Annotated in this window: 16 protein-coding genes and 1 tRNA gene; 5 read left to right on the top strand and 12 right to left on the bottom strand. The window is 53.0% G+C overall.

Going from position 1 to position 18,834, the window contains the following annotated elements; all coding sequences use genetic code 11:
- Positions 1-13: 13 nt before the first annotated feature.
- On the top strand, positions 14-1,015 hold the full coding sequence (locus tag MXMO3_RS14020; protein ID WP_117396271.1) for an ABC transporter ATP-binding protein: 1,002 nt from the start codon (positions 14-16) through the stop codon (positions 1,013-1,015).
- A gap of 66 nt (positions 1,016-1,081) precedes the next feature.
- Here the strand turns inward: MXMO3_RS14020 and MXMO3_RS14015 are convergent, their stop codons facing one another.
- Complete coding sequence (locus MXMO3_RS14015; RefSeq protein WP_117396270.1) at positions 1,082-1,831, bottom strand: hypothetical protein; 750 nt, start codon at positions 1,829-1,831, stop codon at positions 1,082-1,084.
- An 85-nt stretch (positions 1,832-1,916) separates the two neighbouring features.
- Between MXMO3_RS14015 and MXMO3_RS14010 the strand changes: the two genes are divergently transcribed.
- The 3 genes from MXMO3_RS14010 to arsC all read left to right on the top strand — a co-directional run bounded on the left by MXMO3_RS14010 (position 1,917) and on the right by arsC (position 3,694).
- Positions 1,917-2,471: a MarR family winged helix-turn-helix transcriptional regulator gene (locus MXMO3_RS14010; protein WP_117396269.1), complete on the top strand. Its 555-nt coding sequence runs from the start codon at positions 1,917-1,919 to the stop codon at positions 2,469-2,471.
- A gap of 10 nt (positions 2,472-2,481) precedes the next feature.
- Positions 2,482-3,204, top strand: coding sequence for an MOSC domain-containing protein (locus MXMO3_RS14005; RefSeq protein ID WP_117396268.1), 723 nt, complete (start codon positions 2,482-2,484; stop codon positions 3,202-3,204).
- Positions 3,205-3,289: 85 nt separating this feature from the next.
- On the top strand, positions 3,290-3,694 hold the full coding sequence (arsC, locus tag MXMO3_RS14000) for an arsenate reductase (glutaredoxin) (RefSeq protein ID WP_117396267.1): 405 nt from the start codon (positions 3,290-3,292) through the stop codon (positions 3,692-3,694).
- Here the strand turns inward: arsC and MXMO3_RS13995 are convergent.
- The 8 genes from MXMO3_RS13995 to MXMO3_RS13960 form a co-directional block, all read right to left on the bottom strand.
- Positions 3,691-4,251 (bottom strand): hemerythrin domain-containing protein, encoded by a 561-nt coding sequence (locus MXMO3_RS13995; RefSeq protein WP_027833683.1) that lies wholly within the window; start codon positions 4,249-4,251, stop codon positions 3,691-3,693. The genes arsC and MXMO3_RS13995 overlap by 4 nt on opposite strands.
- Before the next feature lie 115 nt (positions 4,252-4,366).
- Positions 4,367-5,953, bottom strand: coding sequence for a dipeptide ABC transporter ATP-binding protein (locus tag MXMO3_RS13990; protein WP_117396266.1), 1,587 nt, complete (start codon positions 5,951-5,953; stop codon positions 4,367-4,369).
- Positions 5,940-6,806: an ABC transporter permease gene (locus MXMO3_RS13985; RefSeq protein ID WP_117396265.1), complete on the bottom strand. Its 867-nt coding sequence runs from the start codon at positions 6,804-6,806 to the stop codon at positions 5,940-5,942. Before MXMO3_RS13985 ends, MXMO3_RS13990 begins: the two co-directional genes overlap by 14 nt.
- A complete protein-coding gene (locus tag MXMO3_RS13980) occupies positions 6,803-7,756 on the bottom strand; it encodes an ABC transporter permease (protein ID WP_117396264.1) in 954 nt (317 codons plus the stop codon). Before MXMO3_RS13980 ends, MXMO3_RS13985 begins: the two co-directional genes overlap by 4 nt.
- A 61-nt stretch (positions 7,757-7,817) precedes the next feature.
- On the bottom strand, positions 7,818-9,299 hold the full coding sequence (locus tag MXMO3_RS13975; RefSeq protein ID WP_425462138.1) for an ABC transporter substrate-binding protein: 1,482 nt from the start codon (positions 9,297-9,299) through the stop codon (positions 7,818-7,820).
- Between the two features lie 102 nt (positions 9,300-9,401).
- Positions 9,402-11,033: an ABC transporter permease gene (locus tag MXMO3_RS13970; RefSeq protein ID WP_117396263.1), complete on the bottom strand. Its 1,632-nt coding sequence runs from the start codon at positions 11,031-11,033 to the stop codon at positions 9,402-9,404.
- A gap of 36 nt (positions 11,034-11,069) precedes the next feature.
- Positions 11,070-12,095 carry an extracellular solute-binding protein gene (locus tag MXMO3_RS13965; RefSeq protein ID WP_027833678.1) on the bottom strand — a complete coding sequence of 342 codons (1,026 nt, stop codon included), beginning with the start codon at positions 12,093-12,095 and terminating at the stop codon, positions 11,070-11,072.
- A gap of 220 nt (positions 12,096-12,315) precedes the next feature.
- On the bottom strand, positions 12,316-15,291 hold the full coding sequence (locus tag MXMO3_RS13960) for a sensor histidine kinase (RefSeq protein WP_117396262.1): 2,976 nt from the start codon (positions 15,289-15,291) through the stop codon (positions 12,316-12,318).
- 222 nt (positions 15,292-15,513) lie between these two features.
- Between MXMO3_RS13960 and MXMO3_RS13955 the strand changes: the two genes are divergently transcribed.
- Positions 15,514-15,590: transfer RNA gene (locus tag MXMO3_RS13955), tRNA-His, on the top strand.
- Positions 15,591-15,614: 24 nt separating this feature from the next.
- On the opposite strand, the gene MXMO3_RS13950 is transcribed toward MXMO3_RS13955, so the two are convergent.
- The 3 genes from MXMO3_RS13950 to MXMO3_RS13940 all read right to left on the bottom strand — a co-directional run bounded on the left by MXMO3_RS13950 (position 15,615) and on the right by MXMO3_RS13940 (position 18,799).
- A complete protein-coding gene (locus MXMO3_RS13950; RefSeq protein WP_117396261.1) occupies positions 15,615-17,402 on the bottom strand; it encodes a vWA domain-containing protein in 1,788 nt (595 codons plus the stop codon).
- 54 nt (positions 17,403-17,456) lie between these two features.
- Positions 17,457-18,113 (bottom strand): L,D-transpeptidase, encoded by a 657-nt coding sequence (locus MXMO3_RS13945; RefSeq protein ID WP_162889285.1) that lies wholly within the window; start codon positions 18,111-18,113, stop codon positions 17,457-17,459.
- A 170-nt stretch (positions 18,114-18,283) separates the two neighbouring features.
- Positions 18,284-18,799 carry a response regulator gene (locus MXMO3_RS13940; protein ID WP_162889284.1) on the bottom strand — a complete coding sequence of 172 codons (516 nt, stop codon included), beginning with the start codon at positions 18,797-18,799 and terminating at the stop codon, positions 18,284-18,286.
- Between the last annotated feature and the right edge of the window lie 35 nt (positions 18,800-18,834).

The raw sequence follows: 18,834 nt of genomic DNA, 5'->3' as shown, positions 1-18,834 counted from the left end.
GGAGGAGGGGACCATGGCTGATATTACCATTTCGGATTTGAACAAATCCTATGGACCAGTGCATGTTTTAAAGGATATCGATCTCGATATCAAAACAGGTGAATTCATCGTGTTTGTCGGGCCATCTGGCTGCGGCAAGTCCACTTTGTTGCGCACCATTTCCGGCTTGGAATCTATCAGTTCCGGCGAATTGAAAATCGACGGAAAAGTGGTCAATGATGTGGCGCCGTCCAAGCGGGGCATCGCCATGGTGTTCCAATCCTATGCGCTCTATCCGCATATGAATGTGTTCAACAATATGGCCTATTCCCTGAAGTTGATGAAGTTGCCAAAGGCCGAGATAAAACAAATGGTTGAGGCAGCGGCAGCTAAGCTTCAATTGACGGAGTATTTGGACCGTTTGCCCAAACAACTTTCGGGCGGGCAGCGTCAGCGGGTGGCGATTGGCCGTGCGATTGTGCGCGACCCAAAGGTCTTTTTGTTTGATGAGCCACTATCGAACCTCGATGCAGCCCTCCGCGTGCAGATGCGCATGGAAATTGCGGGGCTGAAAAACAGCCTGCCCAACACCACCATGATTTATGTGACCCACGACCAGGTAGAGGCCATGACCATGGCTGACCGCATTGTGGTGCTCAAAGATGGGGTGGTTCAGCAAGTGGGCACACCCATGGAGCTATATGAAAAGCCCAACAGCCTGTTTGTGGCAGGTTTTATAGGCTCGCCAAAAATGAATTTTATTGAAGGCGCACAGGCCAAGCCGTTCAATGCCCACACGGTCGGCGTGCGGGCCGAGCACCTCGACATCGTTTCCTCTGATGGCGACTTTAGGGGCACAGTGATGCACACGGAAGTTCTGGGCTCTGACACCTATATTTACATCAATATTGGTGAAGAGGAGCCGCTGGTGGTGCGCCGCGATGGCAACGCACCACTTGCTTATGGTGAGAAAGTGGAAATCAAAACCCGTCCAGAATATGTGCATCGGTTTGATGAACACGGCCAGCCGATTTAAAACCTCCAATCCTCCCCGCTCACTTTCGTAAGCAAACTCATGGATCCGATGATTTCGGATCCATTTTTATTTGATCGCACCGGGCAATGACAGATCGCCTGAAGCCACATCAAACACGTCTGTCACGCAAAGTAGCGGCGCATGAATGTTGGCGTTCACCCGCAAGGCAGCAGTAACCCCCTCATAATTGACGCCGGCCAAATCAACATCGTGATCGAATGGCACATTCACCCGAACTTCGCCCGCATCAAACTGTGGGCTATATCCGGGGCTATCGATGAAGAGCGGCAGGCCGGGCCAGGTTTTGGGCAGCTTTGGGGTGGTGCCTTCAGCAATGTCGCGCACGGCAAGCGCACCTTCGCCACAGGCCGGTGTTGGGGTCAATACCACCCAGTGGGAATGCCACAAGGCGCCGTCATTGTCCAAAGCACCATCATTGTTCTCGTCATATAACGGAGTGTCATCAAAGTCCGGATGGGCAGTGGCGGCAAGGGCCAAGATCCCTGATCCGCCTTCAAAGCCGACCGCAGCCGGATCAAGCGAAGTGGGCCACACATAGGCATGCACACCTGCACCACCCAACGCACCAACCGATACGGGCGCCTCCGCACCTGCCGCACCAACAGTGCTCAGATGGAAGGTGACGGTTTGCCCGTCGCGGTGCACGTGCGCCGCCAGGATATCGTAGCTGGCAACAATGTCGTTGCTTTGCGCTGACGTGACAGCATCTGCCATATCCTCGGCGTGGTTGCCATCGGCAAAACCTGCACTGCTCAGTCCTGCCAGAATCAATGTGCTCAAAATTACTGTTTTCATTTTCCGTTCTCCTGTTGTGGAGAGGCTCTTTTAATAGCGAGTCGAAACTATTGCAATAGTAATTTTGACTCGCTATTAATTACCTATGAGCGAATCTGAAAAGAACACCATTTTGGAAATGTTGGAGCGCATTGGTCGGCTGACCCAGGCTGAGCAATGGACCAATGATCTGAACCCTACCCAACTGGCGGCGCTGAAATATTTGGCGCGGGCCAATTGCTTTTCCCGCGCGCCCTCCCATGTGGCGGACTATTTGGGCACGACACGGGGCACCGTGTCGCAAACCCTAAAGGCGCTGGTGCGCAAGGGCTTGATCGAAGAGGTCAGATCGGAGCAAGACCGTCGGTCCATTCGATATGATTTGCGCGAGGGTTATGAACGGGCGCTGGATTTTGACACCTCGATCGCCAAAACAGTGGCGCAAATGGATGAGGACGAACAGCAAAGACTGTCCGACAGCTTGCGCCACCTGCTCACAACCACCTTGAAAATGCGCAAAAACCGGACATTTGGCATGTGTAGGACGTGCAAACATCACCGCATAGGCGTAAAAGGCAACGCACATTGCGCACTGTTAGAGGTGGATTTGAAACCACACCAGATTAAGCAAATTTGCCACGAACATGCTACCGCCGCCTAGGACGAAACTTATGCAAACCACCTCAAAAATCTCTGGCCTCTTTGTTGGCAAGCCGCAACAGCGCTGGGCAGGAAAACCGCCTAGCGCCATCGCAAAACAGCAGGTGAGTGTGCCTCTTGAACTGTTGGAAGATGGCTTCACCATCGACGAGCAAGCGGACAAAAAAGTGCATGGCGGTGCAGAGAAGGCAGTGCATCATTATCCTGCGGAACATTACGAATTCTGGCGTGATCAAGGATTCGATACACCGTTTGAATTCACCCCCGGTGCGTTTGGCGAGAACATCTCAAGTACGGGTTTGACTGAAGAATTAGTGTGTATTGGCGACATTTTTGAGCTGGGCACAGCACTGGTGCAGATTAACCAGGGGCGGCAACCTTGCTGGAAATTGAACATGCATACGGGCTTCAAGATGATGGCATTGGAGTTGCAAAACTCAGGCCGTACGGGGTGGTATTATCGCGTGCTGCGCCCCGGTACTGTCAAAATGGGCGATGACATCCGCCTCGTGGAACGGCTTCATGCGAACTGGCCGTTGGCAGACGTTATAGCAGCCCGCTTTGATAAGGCCCTATCGACCGAGACCGCCGCGGAACTTGCCGCTATTGAGGCAATGGCGGCAGGTTGGCGGAAATATTTCGCCAAAAAGGCCGGCGGCGCCTTTGTTGAAGACCAGACCTCGCGGCTGGTAGGGCCAATGGGTGAAAATCCGCCACAAAACGAACGGGCCTAAACCACCACGCCAAATTCATCTCAGTTTGTCGCGTCATTGTCATTTGATCATGTGATGATGAACTGTGTCAGGTGAGGAGGCGCAAATGACTGTCACCATATATCACAATCCACAATGTGGCACTTCTCGCAACGTGCTGGAAATGATTCGCCGTTCTGGTGAGGAGCCCAAGATTATCCACTATCTGGAGACGCCGCCAACGCGGGTGGAGCTGGAAATGCTGTTGGTGCAAATGCGGATGTCCGCACGTGATTTGCTGCGCCAAAAAGGCACGCCATACGATGAACTTGGCCTTGAAGATGAAACACTGAGCGAAGATGAGTTGATCGACGCAATGATGATGCACCCTATTCTGATCAACCGGCCCATCGTGGTGACGGATAAGGGCGCCGCCCTGTGCCGACCATCAGAAAAGGTGCTCTACATTTTGAACATGCCGCTCGATCAACCGTTCACCAAAGAAGATGGCGAAGTGGTGCGCACGGCCTAAACTGCGAGCTCATAATAGCCCATGGCGGGGCCAACTTCGTCTTCTTCATAGCCAAAGTGCGACAATAAGAGTTTTTCGAGCTTTTCGTGCGCGGCAACTGTGCGCTCAAATTGAGCATCGCTCGGATCGTCAATCAAACGCGCCGCTTCATCATTGAGTTGAACCAAAAGCGCATGCACCACTTTATGTTCTTCCCGGAGGCGCTTAACTACTTTGTCGAGCGCCTTCTTCCGCCCTTCAAGAGCGGGAAACATGTGCATATCTTCAATCTGGTGATGGCCATTGACCATCTGGCAATGCTGGCCACAAAGATTGCCAAAAATCTGGTAATTCTCAAAAATTGGATTGTCTTTGATCTGAGCGTGAAACTCGCTGGCGCTGGTGTCCCCCGTGCGCACGCCCTCAAGCAGAGTGCGCATCATGCGCATATTGCGTCGATGATGTTCGTGAATGGCGCGCAAGTGCCGCATCGGCTGGCGCTGATGCTCGTTGAGATTGCCAAAATCTGGCGCTTTGGGCCGCGTGGAGTCGTCGGGAATTTGAATGTCTTTGCTCATAGGGGGCTTATATCAAAAAGGAAAATACGCAGTGATGGTTGAATCCGGGTCAGACTGTTTCATTATGTTGAACAATATTCGTGTTGAGCTTTGGTGCGCGCAACAGTGCTCGGCTCTAACCCAAGATCGTCAGCCGGGCGTCGAGTAGCTTTTTTGTAATTTCAGCTTGAGGGCGATCAAAAACATCATCAACTTTTCCACGTTCGACGATTTGTCCGTGATCCATCACCATCACACGATCCGTCACCGTGCGCACCACATCCAAATCATGGCTGATGAACAAATAGGCCATGCCGAATTTTTCTTGTAAATCATGTAATAACGCCAGCACATCGCCGCGAATGGATACGTCGAGTGCCGACACAGGTTCGTCTAAAATCATCAATTTTGGCTTGAGCACCATGGCGCGGGCGATGGCGAGGCGTTGGCGCTGCCCGCCTGAAAAGGCGTGGGGGTATCGCCCCAACATATCGGTTGAAAGCCCAACACGTTCAATTGCTTCGGTTACACGCTCTTGCCACTGTTCGGCAGATAGTTCTGGCATCAGATGCAGCGGTTCAAACAGCGCGTCGCGCATGCGCATGCGCGGGTCAAAGCTGCCAAACGGATCCTGAAAAACCATTGAGATTTCGCGGCGCGCGGCGCGTGGCATTGACCCTTGTTTATGCCCAAACCGGTGTCCATCAAAATGCACTTCACCCGCCTGTGCCGGGTCCAACCCGGCAATCATGCGCGAAAGTGAAGTTTTGCCGCAACCTGAAGGGCCAACCAAGCCGAGCGTTTCGCCAGCGTGAAGTTCAAACGTCGCCGCATCAACGGCGGTGACAGGGGATGGGCGTTGCCACAGCCAGCGCCGCTGTCTGAACTGGCGCGTCAATCCATTGACTTGCAGCAACGGCGTGGTGTTTTTTGTGCGGGTAAACGCAGGACGCGGTGTGGGCTTGGCCGCGGCAACCAACCGCTTGGTATAGGCTTGTTGCGGCGATTGGAGGATCGCTTGGCTTGGCCCATGCTCCACCAGCTTGCCTTTTTCCAACACATAGATTTGATCACATAAGGCGGCAACCGCGCCCAAATCATGGCTGATAAACAGCAACGCCATTTTTCGCTCACGGGCAATGCGTTTGATCAGGTCAATCACGCCCCGCTGGGTGATCATATCGAGCGCCGAGGTCGGTTCATCTGCAATCAAAAGCGCTGGCTCACCCGCCAGCGCCATCGCCAGGCCCACGCGCTGGCGCTGGCCTCCAGACAACTCATGCGGGTAGCGTGTGCGCATATGGGCAGGCAGGTCGACTTCCGCCAACAGGGCTTCAATATGTGCCTTGGTGTTATTTTCCGGGCGATGCAGCGCCAGCACTTCCCCGATCTGATCACCAGTTCGCATTAAGGGGTTTAACGCGGTCATAGGTTCTTGAAAAACCATGCCGATCTGTGCACCGCGATAAGGGAAATTGAGATCTTCGCCCAGCTGCGCTGCATCGATTTTTGTGCGCTGGTCAAAGCTGAAACCGATTTCACCGAAAACTTCAGCCCGTTCGGGCAGCAAGTTCATCAAGGTGAGCGCGGTCAGGCTTTTGCCGGACCCGCTTTCGCCAACCAAGCCAACTTGTGCGCCGGGCTGTATTTCTAAATCCAAACGTGACAGCACCTCACGATCGCCAAATCGAACGGTGAGTTGTTCCAGTTTAGCCAGTGACATTCATGCCTCCAGCTTTCGACAATTTCGGGTCCATTTGATCGCGAAGCCCGTCGCCCATCAAATTGAGCCCCATGACAAAGGCAATAATGGTGACCCCTGGCCAAATCGCTTGCATGGGATAGGCAAGAAAGAAGCTCTGTGCTTCCTTCAGCATCAATCCCAGGCTGGTTTCGGGCGGTTGTGTGCCCAGGCCAATATAGGAAAGACCCGCCTCGGCCAAAATGCCAAGCGAAAGTTGAATGGTGGCTTGCACAATCAGCAAGCTCAAAATGTTGGGCAGCACATGGCGCACGGAAATCTGCCAAACCCTGAGGCCCGACAGGCGCGCGGCATCCACATAATCCAAAGTCCAAATCGACAAGGCACCACCTCGCGCGACGCGCGCAAAAACCGGGATGTTGAAAATGCCGATGGCGATCATGGCGTTGATGGCACTGGGGCCGAACAAGGTGGTGATGATAATCGCGGTGATAATCGCGGGGAAAGCGAACACAAAGTCATTAAAGCGAAGGATCAATCGCTCCAGCCAGCCGCCATGTCCGGCAGCGAGCAGGCCAAGCGGCACGCCAATGACCATGCCAATCGCTACGGCCAACACCGCAACCCGCAGACTGGTGAGAGCGCCCGCCATCAACATCGACAAAATGTCTCGCCCAAAAAAGTCTGTGCCAAACCAATGGTTGCCGAACGGCGCAGCAAACCGATTGGCCACGTTTACAATGTCGGTCGCGTGTGGTGTCCAAACCAAGGAAAGAAGCGCGAACGCCACCAAAATCAGGCTGACGCAAAAGCCAATGGCAAAGCTGGGGTGCGCGAAATTTGAGCTGAAGGCTTTCAATAATCTGGTGCTCATTGTGTCGCCCGTTTTTTCAAGCGCGGATCAACCAGCGCATAGAGCAAATCCACCAAGAACATGATGATCACCACCAAACCGACCAGCACAAGTAAGGCGCTCCGCACCACAAAAAGGTCACGCGCGGAAATGGCTGTGAAAATCAATCGGCCGAGGCCCGGCAGGTAAAACACATTTTCGACAATGATGGTGCCAGCAATCAAAAAGGCGAATTGCAGGCCCATGATGGTCAACACGGGGAGCAGGGCGTTGCGCACCCCATGTCGCCAAAGGGCCTGACTTTTGCTCAAGCCTTTTGCACGAGCCGTACGGATAAAATCCTGTCGCGCCACGTCCACCAGCGAGGTGCGCATCACGCGCGCCAAAATCGCGGCTTGCGGCAAGGCAAGGGCTATGGTGGGCAAGATCAATGCGCGAAATGCTGCCGTCGGGTTTTCCGCCCACGGCACAAACCCGCCGGGGGGCAGCCACTTCAGGGTCACTGCAAACACCACTACCAACAGCATGGCAAACCAGAAATTGGGAATAGCAATGCCAATTTGCGCCAGGCCCATAAGACCCGCATCGCCCGGTTTGCCTTGGTGTTGTGCTGCAAATATGCCGAGTGGCAGGCCAATCAGCGTCGACAGGACGAGGGCGCCAAACGCCAAGGGTAGGCTGAGTTGCATCCGATCAAGAATCAACTCCGCAATCGGCGCACGTTGGCTGGCGCTCATGCCCAGATCGCCCGTCATCAGCCCGGTGAGCCACTGGCCAAATCGAATAATGGCAGGCTGGTCTAAGCCCAATTGCTGGCGAAGCGCTGCTAACGACTCGTCAGACGCATTGATACCCAACATGAACCGCGCCGGATCTCCGGGCAGCACATCCAGCAGAAAAAAAATGAGCGCCGCAGCTACCAGCAAGGTCAGTGCGACACCCAATAATCTTTGTATCAAATAGCCAACCATGGGCGTATCGGGCTGGTTTTAGCCCAACTTGTCAAGCGCAAGCTTGTACTTATCCAGCGCCTTACTCAGCCCACTTCACTTGGGTCAAATCATTGCCTTCAACTGGGGAATTCGGCCACATGCCAGAAAGTCGCGCATCCCACACCCCGGTTTTCGCCAATTGGAACAAATAGCCATTTACGGCATCTTCCGACAAAATCCGTTGTGCGTCCTGCGCCAGCTTTTCGCGCTCCGCATCGTCAGTAACGACGTTTAGCGTCGCGATCAGGTCTTGGAACGCTTTGTTGTCATATTGGAAATAATAGTCCGGATTGGCATAAATCCCGATATCAAACGGTTCTACGTGGCTCACAATGGTCAAATCGTAATCCTTGTTGGTGAACACGTCTTCCAGCCATTGCGCCCATTCCACATTGATCAATTCCAAATCAATGCCGATTTCGCGCAATTGCGCTGCCAAGATTTGGCCGCCACGGCGGGCGTAGGTTGGGGGCGGGAGTTTCAACGTGGCTTTAAAGCCATCCGCATAGCCAGCCTCCGCCAAAAGCGCCTTTGCCCGTTCGAGATCGCGTGGGTACGTATCGAGCAAATCCACATAATAAGGATGGTGCGGCGCGAAATGGGTGCCGATTGGCGTGCCATAGCCAAACATTGCGCCATCAATGATCGCCTGACGATCAATCACATGGGCAATGGCTTGACGCACGCGCAGATCATTGAACGGCTCGGCCTTATTATTGGTGGCCAAAATGGTCTCACCTTCTGTGGAACCAACCACCACATTAAAGCGCGGGTCGGCTTCAAAAATCTCCAGTGTTTCTGGCGCTGGGAAATTGGCAAAGCCATCCAGCTCGCCCGCAAGCATGGCGTTTTGCGCCGCATTCGGGTCCGAAATAAAGGTGAAGATGGCACGGTCCAGATAAACGTCATCGCCGACATAATCCGGGTTCTTTTCCAAGATCACCTTGGACCCCTGCTGCCAATCCACAAATTTGAAGGGCCCGGTGCCAACAGGATTTGTTTGGTTTGTCTCAGCGCTCTCGGGTGCCACAATCACCGCGTCGCCGCGACCAAGGTTGAACAAGAAGTTCCCTTGCGGGTTGGCAATTTCGATGGCGATTTTATTCGGCGCCAACACCTCAACTTTGGTGATGGGGGCAAAAATACCCTTTTGCGCGTTCACGCTGTCTTCTGCGCGGGCACGGTCCAGACTGAATTTCACATCTTCCGCATCAAAGCTGGTGCCATCATGGAAGGTTACGCCCTCTTTCAGCGTGAACTCGTAGCGTGTGCCATCGTCAGAAATGGTCCAGTCTGTCGCCAGCGAGGGCTGCACAGCGCCATTCTGGTCAATGCGAGTCAGCCCTTCAAACAGATTGGCATAAACCACCTCGTCAATTGCCGCTGCGGCCCCGGCCGTGGGGTCGAGGTGAGGTGGTTCAAGCACCAAGCCTAGCCGAAGTTCGTCAGCAAGAGCTGTTGAGGAAAACAAGGTTGCGGCCATAAGGCCCGCAAGGTGAAGCGCAGAATTTTTCACGGATATTCGCTCCCATAGAATTTCCCCTCTTTTATAGGAGAACATGATCAGATGAAAAGGGCGCAAAATAAGAATTATTTGACCGTCTGGTGAATTGGCCGTCGATGATTAGCTGTGATTGCCTTGCAACCGACCACCCAAAATGGCCGGAACGAGGGCGATTAGAACGATCAACAATGCAGGAACGGCCGCCGCTTCAAAGTTTTCGATGCTGGCCTCAGCATAAACGAAAGTTGAAAGGGTTTCTAAGCCAATGGGGCGCAGCAACAAGGTGGCGGGCAGTTCTTTGATGCATTCCACAAACACCAACGTCATTGCCGCCACCAGCGCTGGGCGCAAGGTGGGCAGATCAATTTCGATCAGTGTGCGCCACTTGTTGGCCCCCAAAATATGGCTGGCATCAAGCAGGTTGAGGCCACGCTTTTTCATGGCGGCTTCAATATTATTGTGGCTAACCGTCAAGAACCGCACCGTGTAGGCATAAAGGATGGCGATGGGTGAGCCAGATAGGATCAGGCCAACAGTGACGCCCCAGATGGCGCGTGTGCCATCATTGATCAACCCATCCAAAAAGCCCAATGGCACCAAAATGCCGATGGCCAAAATGGTGCCGGGCACCGCATAGCCAAAAGTGGCGAGGAAAGACCAGCCGCCGCGGCCGTCGCGATTGATCATTTTGCGCGCCGTAAAATAGCCGATCGAAACGCACAAGAGTGCGCCGCCTGCGGCCAGCATGATGGTGTTGATAAAGGCCGGCCAAATCGCAGGCCGCAACGCGCCGCGCATCACACGGTTGATCGAGGTCGACAGCAACTCCAAAACGGGCACGCCAAATCCCAGAAAAACAACACCGGCGCAAAAGGCGGTAACCAGCAAGCCAACGGGCATGCTGAGCTTGATCAATGATGGGGGCACGCGGGAATCACGCCGGGTCAGGTAATCGCGGCGGCGGCGAGCATATTGCTCCAGCCAGATCAGCGTGCCGATCAAAAGGATCGCGGTAAGGGCCAACTGCGCCGCACCGGGCAGGTTGGAGCGGTTGAGCCAGGTTGTATACACAATCTTGGTGATGGAATTGACGCCGAAAAACTCCACCGCGCCCACATCATTGAGCACTTCCATCAGGGCCAAGGTGACACCGACGATCAAGGCTGGGCGGGAGAGGGGCAGAATAATGGCAAAGAATGTGCGCCATGCATTGGCGCCAAGCGCCCGACTGGCTGCAACCAAAGCGCCAGACTGCATCAGGAAGAAAGCGCGGCAGCTCAAATAGACATAGGGGTAAAGCACAAGGCTCATGACGATCGCAGCGCCTTCAAGCGAGCGGATGTCTGGAAACCAGTATTCGCGGATGGTCTTTGCACCAGTAACGGCACGAATTGTCGTCTGAATGGGGCCAGTAAATTCCATCACCTCGACCCAGGCATAGGCTGAGATATAGGTGGGGATAGCCAAAGGAAGGATAAAAGCCCACTGGAAAAGCTTTCGTCCCGGGAATTCAAAGGATGAGACAAGCCACGCGCTCAATAACCCGACGATGGCGGTGAAGACACCGACAAAAAGCAGCAACAGGCCTGTTTCCGTGAGCGCAACGGGCAGCATGCGCGAGAAAAGGCCACCTTCAACGCTAAATCGGCCAAGGGCGAGAAATGCAAGTGCCAGAATGGGCAGCGCCATCAAAAAGATGATGACCAATTGAACGAAAGAAAGGCGCGTAAACGCGCCTTTCAAACTATTCAAACTTTGGCTGTCGGTACCTTTAATAGGTCAACCCCATTAGTTTTGCGGACCTTCGTCAAACTTGACTTCATCCACCAATTTGCTTGCTTCATCGCGTTTATCTGCAATTTCGGCCAGTGGCAAGGAATCCGCTTTCAATTCGCCCCAGCTTTGCACCAGATCAGATGCTTCTACACCTGGCATAATTGGGAATTCAAAGTTGGTTTCAGCATAAATCGCTTGCGCTTCGTCTGAAAGCAAAAAGTCGATGAACTGTTTTGCGGCGTCTTCATTTGGCGCATGCTTGGCCAAAACAACACCTGAAATGTTCACGTGGGTTTTGCTTTGTTCGGCATCTGGGTAAACCAAACGAACAGAAGCAGCCCATTCTTTTTGCTCAGGCTCGGCATCATTGGTCAGCATTTTGCCCATGTAATATGTGTTGCCGATGGCAAGGTCACATTCGCCAGAGTAGATGGCTTGTACTTGCGCACGGTCATTGCCTGTTGGCTTGCGCGCAAGATTATCGCGTACGCCTTCGAGCCATTCTTTTGTGGCTTCTTCGCCATTATGGGCGATTTGGCTGGCCACTAGGCCGATTGAATAGGCGTGCTGCCCGGAGCGGGTGCAAACACGACCAGCCCATTCGTCAGAGGCCAAATCGGCATAAGAAAGATTTTCCGCATCAACACGATCTTTTGAAACATAGAACACGCGGGCCCGCGCTGTCAGCGCCACCCATGCACCATCTGGTTCCACAAAATTGGCTGGCACATCTGCTGTAATATCCTGTGGGATAGGCTGCCAAATGCCGGCTTGTTTAGCGGCATCCAAGCGACCGATATCAACAGTCATCACCACATCTGCTGGAGAGTTTTCGCCCTCAGAGGCGACGCGGTCAACAACGCCGTCCTTCACAAACAACACGTTGGTTTTGATGCCGGTCTTTTCTTCAAACGCTGCGGTCAGCGGTGCCAAAAGCTCTGGCTGACGCAAGCTGTAAATGTTCACTTCTTCAGCTTGTACATTTGTTGCGCCAAATGATGCTGCACCAAGTGCGGCGAGGATAAGTGTTCTTTTCATTATTTCGCTCCTGTTTATCCGGGGTTAAGGCCCGTCGGTTGCGTTGGTTTTGCGCAAATGAATGCTCAATGTCAATCAAGCCCTAGTGGCAAAAACCGCCGAAAAAAGGGCGCTTTTTACAACCGTTCTAAACTGGAGGGAAAATCTCCATATTTTCCGGTTTTGCGGCGCGACCGCTGTCTCAATCCGGTGTGACGGAATGTCGCAATGTGGATTGCGATCAGCTGTTTGTTTTTTGGATGCGGTGGCCAGGAATGCGCAAGGCCATCATCATGCCATTGTCACCGAGCGGGTCAAACGAAAGGCCAAACGAGTTGGCGCGCGCCAGTGATTGCGTAAGGGAAAGCCCAACCGCCGAACTCGCAGTGGTGCCGGCTTCTTTTCCATCGCCGCTATTGTGGTGAAACACAGCGAATTTCTCACCCCTGTCCACCTGATTGCTCCCATTGTCGCGCACATGAACCGACACGTCACCATTATCTTCCCGAATGGCGCTAACAATAACATTGCTGCCCGGAGGGCTAAGGGTGACCGCGCTCGCCAGCAAATTCATGATGGTTTGGCTGAGAAGTTTTTGGTCCGCTTCAATCAAATATTGAGCATCCGGGATGGCGCTGCGTACAAACACCTGTTGGGCGTTCGCTTGGGTCCGAATTTTGCCAATGCACTGTGTCAGCAAGTCACCTAAGTCAATCTGCGCATTTTCCAATTCATATGTGCCGTCGCGATAGCGGCTGAGATCGTCCAACTCACCAACAACACGTTCCAGGCGTTTGGTCGCCAACTGAATGTCTTTGACATATTCTTTATAGCGATCATTGCCGATAGGGCCGTAAGCCTCATCATGCATAAGGCTGTTGAAACCGGAAATCGTTGCCAAGGGGCGGCGTATTTCGCGGCTGATGAGCGGCAAAAGGTCTGTTTCAGCGTCTTGTTCAGCAATGTCGATATCTGTTACCGGTGTTGGCACCTCAGATTTCTCGTAAACCACACCGATCAATTTAAAATCGTCCCCGTCGCCAAGCGGATGGCGCAAAAACCGAATAGCGCAATGAGCCGCCCCAGCAAAAAGATACACTTCTTCGTCCTGCTTGGTGCCAGCAAGCAAGCCAAAATAGTTCGAGCGGCTATCTGCGTCGATATATTCCATCAAGGTGCGATCCAGCATCAAATCGCGGCTGGGGCCAATCAGGGCTACAGCTTGATCCGAGACATTGGTGACGTGGCCACGATTGTCCAAAATGACCAACCCTTGGTGCGCGTCTGTGACCAAGCGTTCAATCAGTTCAATGTCGAGCGCCGAAGCTGTGGTGACACCACCAACAAAGCTGGACACGTCGACATCCGCTGCGTGATCAGTGTCTAATTCCGGCAAGGAAATCGGGTCGTGCCGATCATCTTCTCGCGCCGTCAGCATATAAGCGGATTTGCCCTGCCATGTGGTGATCTGCAGCCGCGCCACCACGGCGACTTCGCTGCCATCCTTGCGCACCAGTTTGGTCACAGGGCCAACGCTCGCATCATCTTCATCCGCACGGGGAAAAATCTGATCAAAGCCAGCTTGGCGCAATTCAGTGCTGGTTTTATAGCCGGCAAGTTCTGCCATTGCGCGATTGGTAAACAATAACTCCTGATCTCGGAACAGGAGGATGCCGAGGGGCAAGCGGTTGAGCACCAAAGTCTCATCGCTCAGCGCCACCAACGCACCAGAAACAGATGGATCTAACTGCGGTTCCGGTTGCACGTGCTCCGCTGGGCGGTTGCGTCGGCCATTCTTGCCATTTTGCGGGTTGGCAGGGGCGTCCATTGCATTTTCCGGTATACCGTTCGCAATCAGTTGCGCTGCGGCCTCACGCTCGCTTGCAGGCGGCGTGCCAGGCGTAGGCCGTTTGTCTTCCGCCTCGACGTTATCCGGGCCATCTGTCTTTTCGATTGTGTCGTCAGGGCCAACACGTTCCCGCAGCACCCGCGACAATTCTTCAAAATTATAGCGGGCAGTCGGGTCAGGTTCGCCAACAGGGTTTGCAGCAATCGTCGATTTGTCATCGACTGCTTCTGAAATGCTCTGGTCGTTGTCTGAATTATTGACGAGGGGAGCAACGTTTGATTCGATGCTTTCCTCTTCTTCGGTGAGCTTGTGTGTCGCCCGAATCGTCCAGAGCTGCGTTTTGCTTTGGGTGGAATCTTGGTCGTCGCCAATGTCGGCTGACGTGGCTTCATCTGCGGCGATTTCTGCATCTTCAGGATCAGCCGCCAAATCTTCAGACATTTCATCGACTTCAAGCGAGGTGAGTTTGTCAGAAGAATCGATCAAGCCGCGATCAGCTTGGTACAAATGATCGATCAATTCCGTTAAATCGTGGGGCAGATCGGTGGCATCATCTTCGTTTACACCAGTTTCGTCTGACGCCTCGTCATGCGCTGCTTTTTCGTCGGCAGATTCCTCTGCCGTTTTGTCTGATGCGTGCTTTTCTTCATCCGTTGGCAGATCACCGTCCAATTGGTCCAGCAAGCCGTCTTCGGGTTCAGTGTTCAAGGGTTCCGTGCTGTCCACCGGTGAGGAGAGGGCGTCGGCCCCCATTTCTGACAGGTCCAACAACATGCCAGGCTCAAAGATCAGCATTCTAGCGCGGGCAGAAATGTCAAATTGGGCAGTGGCCCCTTGTTCAAGCAATTCCAAATCTATGGCCGCAATATCAGGTTGTTCCTGATCCTCATCCTGCTGTGCGCAGGCACCAGCCACAACTTCATGGCTGTCATCGATGACCACATAATCCAATTCCGGACGGAACATTTGGGCGCTCGCCGCCAGGTCATACGCGTCGCCGCTAAAGAATTTCGGATCGATTGTATCGGATGAAATCACCAACAACCCGGTCAGATCATCATTGAGCAGCGGAATGCAGCTACAAGTGGTGGAGACAGGTTTTTTGCCAATTTGAAACCGCATGCGCGACAGGCTTGCGCGGCCATGTGCGCCCAACCGGATCAAACGATTGATTTGTCCGCGCAAGGGGACGGGATCGGGCAGCAGCTTAACGCTTTTTTTCTTGGCTTTGGTGCGGAACAAACGTGCGGCGAGATTGCGCCACAAAAGGCGCGAACCGTCCTCATCCCAAAACCAAACGGGTCTAGGATCGAGTGTGTAGCTCAACACGCGCTTGCCAATCTCGCTATGTACCCAATGTGTCCGCATATATTGTCAGGGCCTTGCCGAGGTTTGTCACCAGCTTAGGTGGAAAATTTACGTTTTCTTAATATATTCTATAGGCGCAGCCGTCCAGCATATGGGCCCTTTGCAATGGAAAAGACCATTTTCATGGTTAAAATGAAAAACTGAAATTTTTTTTGAAAGAGCGGCTTTTGCCCTCTTGCCAATTCAAATGTCTGGCCCTATGTTCGCGCGCACAAATGATGTGCCGCCTTAGCTCAGTAGGTTAGAGCGCTAGATTGTGGATCTAGAGGTCCCCCGTTCGATCCGGGGAGGCGGTACCACCTTTCCCCAATACAGTTTTGGCCCTATTGCGACAGGCGTAGATCGCTCAATTGATCGGCAATGGCAGTGAACACATCATTGAGTTCACTTGCATCAGTCGGGAAGTACGCTTTGCCCGCATCCGTCGCGCAATTGGTCAGCATCGTCCAGTTTGGCGTACCCGATGAAACGCCCAGGCCGATGGTGTAAATCTCAATGCCATGGTCGGAATTCTTAGCATTCTCGCATACTTGCACCGTGCGCCGATCCATTTCGGTGCGCGCTTCCGCACTGGTTGTGCCCAGATTGCCGAGCCGCCCATTATAAAACAAGCCATACATTGAATAGTAATAGGTGTTGTTGAAATTGTCGCCCGAGGGGTAACCAGTGTTCTCACCATCAGTCATGATGATCATGACTTTGCTGGCACCCTTGTCATAGCCCACACCTTCGGTGAAAGGTTCTCCCGGCGACAGAACGCGCCATCCCCACATGGAACCCATGTGAATATTGGTGCCCCCATTTGCGTCCATTGCAGCGATTCTGGATTTAATGTCTTTCATGTCATTTGTCAGAGGCGTGACAGGGTCAACCGTGCAGCTGCCATTCGGGGATGAATAGCCGATTTGTGCAGGCGTTACGCCCTGATATTTACAAATGCGCTCTTGACGTTCGCGCAACCCAAGGACACGGCATGTGCTCTGCGTTACGGTGCCATAGTACCAATCCCAAGAGCTGGACGACGAGGTGATGGTCCGGCCTGTACATGAGCAAGTGTTGTTTGCATTGCCTGGATAGCCGGAATCTGGATTGTAGCTTGAACTGCGACCAGGAGAAGCGTAGCGCCCCGTCCAAACTGTTTCTGTACACTCGCCAGTTGAGGTGCTGGTGGAGCAGGCGGGGTTGGTATCTGGCAAATAATTGACCCGATAGCCGGTGCCGTCTGGCGTGTCGGGCTGGAACAAAGGCACAATATAGGTGTCGCCATCAGACGGTGTGGGGGCCTTGTCATATACGTCCAGCCGCTGTTCAAAGGGCAAGGAAGTGTTATGGGGTCTCGCCTCAACGCAGCCCTCCCACGTAAAGTTGGGCATTGCATCATAAAGATCAAAACGGTTTAGGCGGTCCGTCGCATTGCTGACGTCATGGCCTGTTTTTGAATTGTCGTCATCGTCAAAATTATCCCAGCTCGTGGATGACAGGCCGTTGGTATCCATCCAACCTGAGTAACGGTATGAGGGGTCAACCTTGATCATATCCGTGAACGGCACCAAGCCGAAAAATACTTTTTCCGGGAAATCTTTATACTCTGAAATAATGTCAACGGCCAAAGCAGCGGCCTCACGCAAACGCGTAATTTTTGTGCCGCCCATGGAGCCAGAATTGTCAAGCACCATGGCCACTTCCAAGCGAGTGCGCGCTCGCGTGGCCTCGGCCCGCACTAGGGCCTCCATTTTATCAATTCCAACCAGCTTAACGAAAAATGTTGGACGACTGATCTTGGCTTGCAGCAACAGGCTACCTGCCTCTTTATCAACCACAGGATCAAGTACAGTGATCGTCACTTCGCTACTACCAATGCTCTCTTGAAGTAGCTTTTCTGTGGTGGATTTGAGCTGAGCGGTTGTATGCGTGTGAATTTTGGGCTGCAGCGCCAAAACTGTCGAATCCAACGATATTTGGGCATTGGCGCGACTTTGTTGGATCGCGACGAAATCGACGACCGATCCCCCCGTTGCGATCAGCACAATGGCCATAACGCCAAAAATGACGGCAAAAGCGCCGGATTCATCGCGATGAAACCGTTTTAGCAGTTTGGCAAATAGCAACATGTGGCCCACAAGTCATGCAAATAAAGATGCCGAAGTGTGGGCCAAAAAAGTAAACTAAATCACAATGACTTTAGCACCAATTGACGCGCGTTGATAAAGGTCGATGATGTCGTCATTGGTGAGGCGAATGCAGCCTGAGGAAACTTTGCGCCCAATTGTCGATGGGTGCGTGGTGCCGTGCAGCCGATAAAGTGTGCTGCCGATGTACAGGGCGCGTGCGCCCAAAGGGTTGTTAATGCCGCCAGGCATAAAGGCCGGTAGCTCAGGCTGACGCTTGCGCATTTCAGCCGGGGGTGTCCAGCTGGGCCACTCTCTTTTCGCGGTAATGCGGTGGGTGCCACTCCATTCAAAGCCTTCTCTCGCCACACCAATGCCATAGCGCATGGCGCGCCCTTTGCCCAAAACGAGATAGAGATAGCGTGCGCCCGTATCGACAATAATGGTGCCCTTGGCCTCGCTTGAATTGTAGGGCACGACTTGACGCAAATATTTCGGATGTTGGCCATATTTGTTTTTAACTTGCAGGCCATTGCGCGGCGTGCCTGTGGTTGCGGTCATGCCCGCTGGTGGGGAAACGTAAATAGTTTGCCCAAAACTGTTTTGGGTTTTGACCAATCCGTTGCCAGCCAAGGCACTCTGGCCAACCAAGAGGGCAAGCAAAAGGGCTAAGCCCCACGTCATAATATTCTGCTTCAATACTGAAATACGCATGATACGACCACCTCACCGCACAAAATGCGGGTTCAATAAAATTTGAACCAAATAATAGCGGGTGACGCCAAATAAAGCGTGAAGTGGAATGGTGTGCAAACCCTAAAAATTATGGGTTTATAGGTAGTTAAGCGACATGGTTAACTGAAAGGTACCCGAGCCGAATAGCGTTACAGGAACGCAGTGTCAGCTTCATCATTGTCGACCAGCAATTGATCATCGAGTATATCTTCCTCCTGAACCTTGTTCAGTAGGCCAGACATGGAATGATAGCTTTGTCGTTCAGTTTTGATGACCTCACCAATCGCTTTCGACATTGCTGCCGTTTTGATCGGTTTGGCCACAACTTGGTTGGCGCCAAGGCCAAGCGCCCGTTCGATGTTTTCGCGGTTCGTGTAGGCGGACATCACAATGATTGGGATGTTGTGCGCAGGGCCGAAGCGACGATCGCGGATCACGCTCAACATGCCGGCGCCTGAAATCTCGGGCATATACCAATCAATAATCAACACATCATAGCTGCCGGTATGCAAGCGGAGTAACGCCTCAGCACCGCTATCGGCCTCATCGATGTTGTGGAAACCAATCTGCTTGAGATTGGCAATGGCCAAACTGCGTGCATACTGATTGTCGTCTACAATCAGTAGTTTCAAATCGACCAAAGCTGAATTGGTTCGTGCAGACAATTTGATTAACCTGCCAGTTATTAAATCTAAAGTCG

Origin of the sequence: Maritalea myrionectae, assembly GCF_003433515.1 — a bacterium.
Classification (GTDB): Bacteria; Pseudomonadota; Alphaproteobacteria; order Rhizobiales; family Devosiaceae; genus Maritalea; species Maritalea myrionectae.
The sequence above is the reverse complement of the archived record's forward strand: the minus strand, read 5'-3'. Positions and strand labels throughout refer to the sequence as shown.

Excerpts from the sequence above, each read along its gene's own strand:
- MXMO3_RS14020 (WP_117396271.1), top strand. The coding sequence starts at position 14 with ATGGCTGATATTACCATTTCGGATTTGAACAAATCCTATGGACCAGTG.
- MXMO3_RS14015 (WP_117396270.1), bottom strand. The coding sequence starts at position 1,831 with ATGAAAACAGTAATTTTGAGCACATTGATTCTGGCAGGACTGAGCAGT.
- MXMO3_RS14010 (WP_117396269.1), top strand. The coding sequence starts at position 1,917 with ATGAGCGAATCTGAAAAGAACACCATTTTGGAAATGTTGGAGCGCATT.
- MXMO3_RS14005 (WP_117396268.1), top strand. The coding sequence starts at position 2,482 with ATGCAAACCACCTCAAAAATCTCTGGCCTCTTTGTTGGCAAGCCGCAA.
- arsC (WP_117396267.1), top strand. The coding sequence starts at position 3,290 with ATGACTGTCACCATATATCACAATCCACAATGTGGCACTTCTCGCAAC.
- MXMO3_RS13995 (WP_027833683.1), bottom strand. The coding sequence starts at position 4,251 with ATGAGCAAAGACATTCAAATTCCCGACGACTCCACGCGGCCCAAAGCG.
- MXMO3_RS13990 (WP_117396266.1), bottom strand. The coding sequence starts at position 5,953 with ATGTCACTGGCTAAACTGGAACAACTCACCGTTCGATTTGGCGATCGT.
- MXMO3_RS13985 (WP_117396265.1), bottom strand. The coding sequence starts at position 6,806 with ATGAGCACCAGATTATTGAAAGCCTTCAGCTCAAATTTCGCGCACCCC.
- MXMO3_RS13980 (WP_117396264.1), bottom strand. The coding sequence starts at position 7,756 with ATGGTTGGCTATTTGATACAAAGATTATTGGGTGTCGCACTGACCTTG.
- MXMO3_RS13965 (WP_027833678.1), bottom strand. The coding sequence starts at position 12,095 with ATGAAAAGAACACTTATCCTCGCCGCACTTGGTGCAGCATCATTTGGC.
- MXMO3_RS13960 (WP_117396262.1), bottom strand. The coding sequence starts at position 15,291 with ATGCGGACACATTGGGTACATAGCGAGATTGGCAAGCGCGTGTTGAGC.
- MXMO3_RS13950 (WP_117396261.1), bottom strand. The coding sequence starts at position 17,402 with ATGTTGCTATTTGCCAAACTGCTAAAACGGTTTCATCGCGATGAATCC.
- MXMO3_RS13945 (WP_162889285.1), bottom strand. The coding sequence starts at position 18,113 with ATGCGTATTTCAGTATTGAAGCAGAATATTATGACGTGGGGCTTAGCC.